The sequence below is a fragment of the Xenorhabdus santafensis genome (genome assembly GCF_033949405.1).
Taxonomy (GTDB): Bacteria; Pseudomonadota; Gammaproteobacteria; order Enterobacterales; family Enterobacteriaceae; genus Xenorhabdus; species Xenorhabdus santafensis.
Genome location: NZ_VCDN01000088.1, coordinates 1 through 7,537 on the forward strand (window position 1 = coordinate 1; position 7,537 = coordinate 7,537).

The 7,537-nt window shown below is 44.9% G+C and carries 6 protein-coding genes; 1 reads left to right on the forward strand and 5 read right to left on the reverse strand.

Annotated elements, in window-relative coordinates:
* Positions 1–4: 4 nt before the first annotated feature.
* The 5 genes from fis to FE392_RS16945 all read right to left on the reverse strand — a co-directional run bounded on the left by fis (position 5) and on the right by FE392_RS16945 (position 4,206).
* Positions 5–301 carry a DNA-binding transcriptional regulator Fis gene (gene fis, locus FE392_RS16925; protein WP_010847912.1) on the reverse strand — a complete coding sequence of 99 codons (297 nt, stop codon included), beginning with the start codon at positions 299–301 and terminating at the stop codon, positions 5–7.
* A gap of 7 nt (positions 302–308) precedes the next feature.
* A complete protein-coding gene (gene dusB, locus FE392_RS16930) occupies positions 309–1,292 on the reverse strand; it encodes a tRNA dihydrouridine synthase DusB (protein ID WP_319931373.1) in 984 nt (327 codons plus the stop codon).
* Positions 1,293–1,575: 283 nt separating this feature from the next.
* The gene (gene prmA, locus FE392_RS16935; RefSeq protein ID WP_319931374.1) at positions 1,576–2,457 is read right to left on the reverse strand and encodes a 50S ribosomal protein L11 methyltransferase; all 882 of its coding nucleotides are present in this window, start codon (positions 2,455–2,457) and stop codon (positions 1,576–1,578) included.
* Positions 2,458–2,525: 68 nt separating this feature from the next.
* The gene (gene panF / locus FE392_RS16940; RefSeq protein WP_319931375.1) at positions 2,526–3,974 is read right to left on the reverse strand and encodes a sodium/pantothenate symporter; all 1,449 of its coding nucleotides are present in this window, start codon (positions 3,972–3,974) and stop codon (positions 2,526–2,528) included.
* Positions 3,964–4,206, reverse strand: coding sequence for a YhdT family protein (locus FE392_RS16945; RefSeq protein WP_319931376.1), 243 nt, complete (start codon positions 4,204–4,206; stop codon positions 3,964–3,966). The genes panF and FE392_RS16945 overlap by 11 nt, the downstream gene beginning before the upstream one ends.
* A gap of 749 nt (positions 4,207–4,955) precedes the next feature.
* Here FE392_RS16945 and FE392_RS16950 point away from each other — a divergent pair.
* On the forward strand, positions 4,956–7,537 hold a 2,582-nt coding region (locus tag FE392_RS16950), incomplete at its 3' end, for an inverse autotransporter beta domain-containing protein (protein ID WP_319931377.1).

A 7,537-nucleotide genomic window follows, 5' to 3' on the forward strand; every position in this document is an offset into this window, starting at 1 on the left:
AGGATCAGTTCATGCCGTATTTTTTCAGTTTTTTACGCAGAGTACCACGGTTGATTCCCATCATCAGTGCTGCGCGGGTTTGGTTACCACGGGTGTACTGCATCACCATGTCCAACAGTGGTTGCTCTACTTCAGCCAGTACCAGCTCATACAGGTCATTAACGTCTTGACCATTCAGTTGTGCAAAATAGTTCTTCAGTGCTTGTTTAACTGAGTCACGCAGAGGTTTTTGAGTTACCTGATCTTGTGAATTTACAGTAGCAACGGTTAGTACATCAGAATTTACGCGTTGTTCGAACATAGTTCTGTCAGCTCTTTTCTTTATTTACGCAAAAATTTTCGAAGTATGCCTCCAACGCCTCCAGCTGTTCGCTGGCATCCTCAATGGCGTTGAATGAGCGCCGAAACTGGTCATCAGGAGCATGTTCCTTGAGATACCAAGATACATGCTTGCGTGCAATACGAACTCCTTTGCCTTGACCGTAAAAATCTTGCAGCTCTCGTACATGCTCGCGCATTAAATGCCGCACCTCGCCAAGGGGCATCGGTGGCAGCAATTCTCCTGTTTCCAGATAGTGCTGGATTTCCCGAAAGATCCAGGGTCTTCCCTGAGCAGCGCGCCCTATCATCAGAGCATCAGCCCCGGTGTATTCAAGCACTGCTCTGGCTTTTAGCGGGTCAGTAATGTCACCATTGGCAATAATTGGAATGGCAACAGTCTGCTTAACTGTCCGAATATTGTCGTACTCGGCCTCACCATTAAACAGGCAAGATCGTGTCCTGCCATGTATCGTAAGAGCCTGAATACCACAACGCTCGGCCAATTGGGCAATTTCTACACAGTTTCGTTCTTCCGGTGACCATCCTGTGCGAATCTTCAGAGTAACAGGTACATCAACCGCGTTGACTACCGCAGAAAGGATTTTTTCAACCAATTCCGGGTAACGCAATAATGCAGAGCCTGCCAGCTTACGATTCACTTTTTTGGCTGGACACCCCATGTTGATATCGATGATCTGAGCACCATTGTCGACGTTGATTTTCGCCGCTGCTGCCATTTCATCAGGATCACTTCCGGCAATTTGTACGGAACGAATGCCTGGTTCATCACTGTGAACCATACGCAGCCGCGATTTATCCGTCTTCCAAACCTGAGGATTGGAAGAAAGCATTTCTGAGACTGCCATTCCTGCACCCATGTGGTAGCAAAGAGATCGAAACGGGCGATCTGTTATGCCAGCCATGGGGGCCGCAATAAGACAGTTTTTCAACTGGTATTGTCCGATACGCATAGCGAAGAAAGAGTGGTCAACTGTGACTAAGGGCGCGTATATTACGCATTTTTCACGAGATATGAAAGGCCAAACTTTGAGCGAATCGCTATTTATAATAGATTTTTTCCAGTTGATTTTTTGAAATTAGCTTTATTTCTAATAAATAACAATAGCTTGCGTGTTATTGATGAAATTTATTATTAACAATATTTCTAATCACAAAGGGAGCGGATTACCACCAATTGACCTCCTAGGTGATCATTTTAGTGGATAATCTCGCTTTTCAATAGAAATTAATTGATTATTTTTTAATCCCTGTGATACGACACCACTCTTCGCTTTCTACGATTGGATCGATAATAAATTCATTGTCATAGGCTTGGGCAACCCCTTCAGCCTGACTTGCCAGAACACCCGACAAGCCCAATAATCCACCAGATTTAGGTAGTGAGCCGATAACCGGAGCCAGTTCACGGAGTGGGCCTGCCAAAATGTTGGCAATGACGACATCACTTTCAAGGTCGCTGGGTTGGTCTTTGGACAAATAAAGGCTTAGCTGGTCAGATACCCCATTGCGTTCAGCATTGTCGCGGCTGGCTTGAATCGCTTGCGGGTCGATATCAATGCCGATGGCATGCTTTGCCCCCAATTTCAACGCGGCGATAGCCAAAATCCCTGAACCACAACCAAAATCAATGATGGTTTTACCTTCCAAATCAAGGGAATCAAGCCATTGCAGGCAAAGGGATGTGGTTGGGTGAGTACCAGTACCGAATGCCAGACCTGGGTCAAGCATGACATTGACCGCGTCTGGTTCTGGCACTTCGCGCCAGCTGGGGCAAATCCACAGACGATTGCCAAAACGCATTGGGTGGAAATTGTCCATCCATTCACGTTCCCAGTCTTTGTCTTCCAGTTGCTCAATTTTGTGGATAAAGCCTTTGCCCAGTTGTGGAACTTGTTCCAGTTGGCTGACCACCGCTTTCATATCCATTTCGGCATCGTATAAGCCAATGACATCGGTATCGCCCCATAAGCGAGTTTCGCCCGGCAGAGGCTCAAAAATTGGGGTGTCGTGGCTATCCTGAAAGGTTACGGATACCGCACCGCTTTCAACCAGTTCATCACCCAATGCTTCCGCTTGTTGTCCCGTGGTATTTAATCTTAATTGTATCCAAGGCATAAAAATTCTCTTGTTGGTAAAGCTTGTTGTAAAAATAAACTTCTTGTAAGGGTAACGTATTGCTGCGATTACTGGGATGCAGCGTTTTGTTGTGTATGTTGTTTATGGCCCATCATATTCCCTAACCCGAATGCCAGTAAACTTAACAGAAGTGATGGCACGATGGGATGAAAACCAAGCAGATGGATATTGAAAGTCGCCAGCAGAGTGTAGCTTGCTGCACCTGTCAGCATTGAGCTGATAGCGCCGTGGGCATTGGCTTTTTCCCAATAGAGTCCCAGAACAAGGGGCCAGAGGAAAACGGCTTGCAGGCCACCAAATGCCAGCAAATTCAGCCAGATAATCATTTCTGGCGGGCGCCATGCAGCCAGCAGCAACAAGGCACCTAAAACTAAGGTGGAATAGCTGGAAATGCGCGCCAGTTTTTTCTCTTGTTTGAGTTGTTGTGGGAACAAGTTCAAATAGAGATCTTTAACGATGGTTGCCGAAGATTGTAGCAGCTGGGCATTAATCGTGGACATGATCGCCGCCATCGGCGCAGCCAGAAATATTCCCGCAGCAACCGGAGGCAATACGGTAATCATCAGGGTTGGGATAACCTGATCAGGAATAGTCAGATCAGGAATGATCGCACGACCAAGCGCACCCGCAAGATGCATCCCGAACATCAGGATTGCCATAACAATAGTGCCAAGAATAATGCCGCGATGAACAGCCTTGCTGTCTTTGTAGGAAATGCAGCGTACGGCAGTGTGTGGCAGCCCGACGACACCAAAACAAACGAGTACCCAGAAAGACGCCATGAATGGCCCTGTAAGGATATTATCAGCGCCGTGTGGTGAAACCAGATTCGGATCAATCGAGCTTAAGGTAGAAACGGCCGCTGATAGCCCTCCGGCTTTATAGATAATGCCTGCCAGCAATAATACTGTTCCCAGCAGCATGACCAGCCCTTGCAGGGCATCATTGAGGACACTGGCCCTGAAGCCGCCAAAAGCGGTGTAAAGGGCAATCGATACGCCAAAAATCAATAATCCAGTGTCGTAAGGAATGCCTGCGGCAGTTTCCAGCAAACGGGCCCCACCAATAAACTGGACTGTCATTGCACCGACAAAGGCGACCAACAGGCTCAGGCTGGCAAACCAGACCAGAAAGCGGCTCTGATAGCGGGCATAAAGCATGTCATTGAGAGTAACCGCGTTATAGCGGCGGGCAAGAATGGCAAATTTTTTCCCCAGTACACTGAGGGAAAGCCATATCGCGGGGAGCTGGATCATTGATAGCAATACCCAGCCGATACCGTATTTATATGCTGCTCCCGGCCCGCCAATAAACGAGCTGGCGCTGATATACGTTGCGGTAATGGTCATTGCCAATACAAAACCACCCATTGAACGATTGCCGAGAAAATACTCATTCAGGAATTCGCCCGTCTGGCGGCGGCGATAAGCATAAACGGATAGCAGGAAAACCAATGCCAAATAGCCTATGAGAGGGAAAATCACTTCACTTTGCATCGGTATCCTCCAACGGTACATCCTGGAATATATACTTCACCATCAACCAACAGAGGATGATAAATAAGGCGGGCAGCAGCAGGCAAGCCAGTTCAAACCAGCGGGGCAGGCCAGTAAAGCCAATCTCATCACTGGGTAAATAGGCGCACAGCAGCCAACCAACAAGATAAGCTAACGTTAGGAATACAGCCCAGCGTGCTTCTTTGTGGGATTGAACAAATCGTCTGTCCATCCGTTCTCCGGGTAATTTATAGGAAACAATATGACGAGAATTGTACGGCAATGCGCGGATTTATTCAGGAGAAAATGTGCCATGTAAATTTTAATAAAATCAGCGTAGTGATTAAAATTTAAAAGTAAATATATTTAATTGAAATGAATATTTGTTTTTTTTAATCATTAATAATGAAAAATTTATTCATAAAATAAATAATTAAGAATTACATATTAGAAAGGTGAATTCATTTACGAGATGTATTTTTTATGAGTTAAATATAAATGTAATTTTACTGGTTTTAAAATGTTAAAATAGATTACATTTAGTCTCAACACATTTAACTTTTTTCTCTTTGTCTAAATGTTGAATAACTTAAAATTCTTTCTTGTTTTCGTTTAACTATATGATAATTATAGATATAAAAATCCGAAAATTGTCTTTCCTATCTTGTTTTCATTAATTTAATTCTATTTTTAAAATTGATTTTTTATCTATTTGAGGTAGATAAATAATATGAGTTAATCCATTTTCTATCAGGTTTTTTTGATACGTTGTGACTTTTTTCTGGATCGGTTTTTTCTGTTGGCTATCGAAGTTGTTAATAATTTAGCTATGGAGATGAGCATTAAATCTCACCCCATATATAGCCAGAGATATATCTTTCACAGGAAACTAATATCGTTTTTCAAACTTGTTTTTTCAGATTTTATTTTCAACTTATTGTATTAACTGGGTAATAAAACCAGTCAGAAGGGTATAGTAATATGGAAAGAAAAAGGAACAGTCTGTGGGCAAATAAACAGCGTTATCGAATTAAGCAGGCTATTTTTGCCCAGATAGCCATTCTGACTGCGGCTACGTTTATTATCTCCACCGTGTCGGCGGCCAAAGCCCCTACTGCTACGCAGGAAAAATCTTTTTTGAGCCAACCTTCCTCGCAGTCAAATGATAGTGTCAATTTCTCCCAAAAAACGCTTTCCGGGGAATCAGCGGCTGAGAAACTGGAACAGGCATCAACTGCTGAACCGCCTGAAAATACCACTGAGCACTGGTTGGCCAATGGGGCTTCCCGTGCTGCTGAAATGCTGAAAAACGGTAACGTGGTAGATAACATCAAGAGTCAGCTACACAACATAGCGGTCAGTGAAACTAACCAAGCGATACAAAATTGGTTGCAACGTTACGGAACCGTCAAATTGCGGGCTAATGTGGATGATCGTGGGCGCCTGGAAGGCAGCGAGTTTGATATGTTGTTGCCGCTTTACGACACGGAAAAACAGATGGCTTTTACCCAGTTTGGTTTGCGTCACATTAATAGCCGGACAACGGCCAATTTTGGTTTGGGGCAGCGCCACTTCTTTGAGAACAGTCTGTTCGGCTATAACGCTTTTCTTGATCATGATATTACCCGTGAGCATACACGCATTGGTATTGGGGCTGAATATGCCCGTGATTTCATGAAGTTTGGTGCCAATGGTTATTTCCGGGCCAGTGGCTGGAAAGAAGGCAAAAAACTGCAAGGTTATGATGAACGCCCGGCCAATGGATTTGACATGTATGCCGAAGGTTATATGCCTACTTATCCGCAATTGGGCGGCAAGCTGGTTTATGAGCAATATTTTGGGCATGAGGTTGGTTTACTGAGCGAAGAACGCCGGCAAAAAAATCCCGCCGCCTTTACTGTGGGTATTAATTATACACCGTTCCCCTTGGTGACATTAGGAATTGACCGTAGACAGAGTGTGCAGGGGCACGGTGAAACCCAGTTCAATGTCGGCCTGAATTATGAATTGGGAACGCCGTGGTCGAAACAAGTTGATCCGGGTGCTGTAGCCTTTCAACGCAGCCTGCAAGGCGGGCGCTATGATTTAGTCGAGCGCAATAATCAAATTGTTTTGGAATATCGGAAAAAAGATCTGATATCGATGACGATAGAAAGCCGGATTAGTGGGCGCGGGAACGAAATTATTCCGCTGAATATAACTACCCGTTCTAAATACGGGCTTAAAAACATTATATGGGATACCGCGGCGCTGCGAGCGGGCGGCGGCAAACTAGAGAATATCGCTCCATCTGCCGGGGGCGGGCATTACCGTCTGACTTTGCCCCCATACCGTGATAAAGGCAATAACATCTATATTCTGTCTGGTGTTGCTTATGACAATAAGGGGAATGCATCTGAGCGGGCAGAGACACAAATCCGAGTACTCTCTTCAGAAATCGCGCTTGACCATTCCGGTTTTGAAATTTCCCATGCCACCATGCGGTCGGGGAGTAAAACTGAATCTGCACTCTGGGTGAAACTTCTTAATACGGAAGGCAAAGCGGTCAGCGAGGCGGCAGATAGCATTAAAGTGTTCTCTGACGTGAAAGGTTTAAAAGGGGAGGGTAAAAATCCTGAATTAAGTCCAAAACCCGAGGAAACACCAGAAGGCAGCGGTTATTATAAATACGTAATGATGCCTGGCGGGAAAGAAGGCAAATGGGAAATAAAGGGAAGCGTGGATGGTCATGATTTGCCTCCGGTAGAAATTGATTTGATTCCTTCATTGTCCGGAAGAGTTGATGCGGAGAAGTCTCAGTTCAGGGTATCAAAGGAAGGAATATTGAATCCTGATGAATCAGCGAATTTCCAACTGGATTTATTTGACACTAACGGCAATGTCATTACAGGAGCAGAAGATTATTTAGAGTTGGATATAAATGATAGCGGGTTATATGGCCAAGGTAAAAAACCGTCGGTGGGGCAAGTAAAAGAGGTGCCAGCAGGGAGCGGTCGGTATGAATGGCCGATGAAGGGAGAAGGAACACAGGGCCAATTAAGTGCGACAGCCTTTGCTGAGAAGCAGGAGATAAAAACGGTTAATGTCATTTTTAGCGATAAATTATCGGATACTATTAGTGACGACTATTCCAAAATTGTTATCGATGTGCCGCAGTTAGAAGTAGGTAATAATCAAAAGCAGCAAGCAATTTTGCAAGTGGTGCTGAGAAACGAGCAAAATAACCCGATTAAAGGTGTTCAGCAGCATATTGATTTTAGGGGGACTGGCTTATCCGGCCCCGGGAGTGAGCCGACAATAGGGAAGGTACAGGAAGATCCAAACCATCCCGGAATTTATACCGCCATTATTGAAGCAGGCACGCAAATCGGTGATTGGACGATAACACTGGTGGTTGACGGTAAAACACTGAACAACATTATCGGCCATATAAGCTTTACGACACCGTTGGCGGATTCGATCAACGAAAAAACCTCGACGCTGACGTTCACGCCCAATACGTTAGAAATCGGAAAAGATCTGACAGCCGAACTTAAATTGGAGCTGAAAGATATGGCTGATCA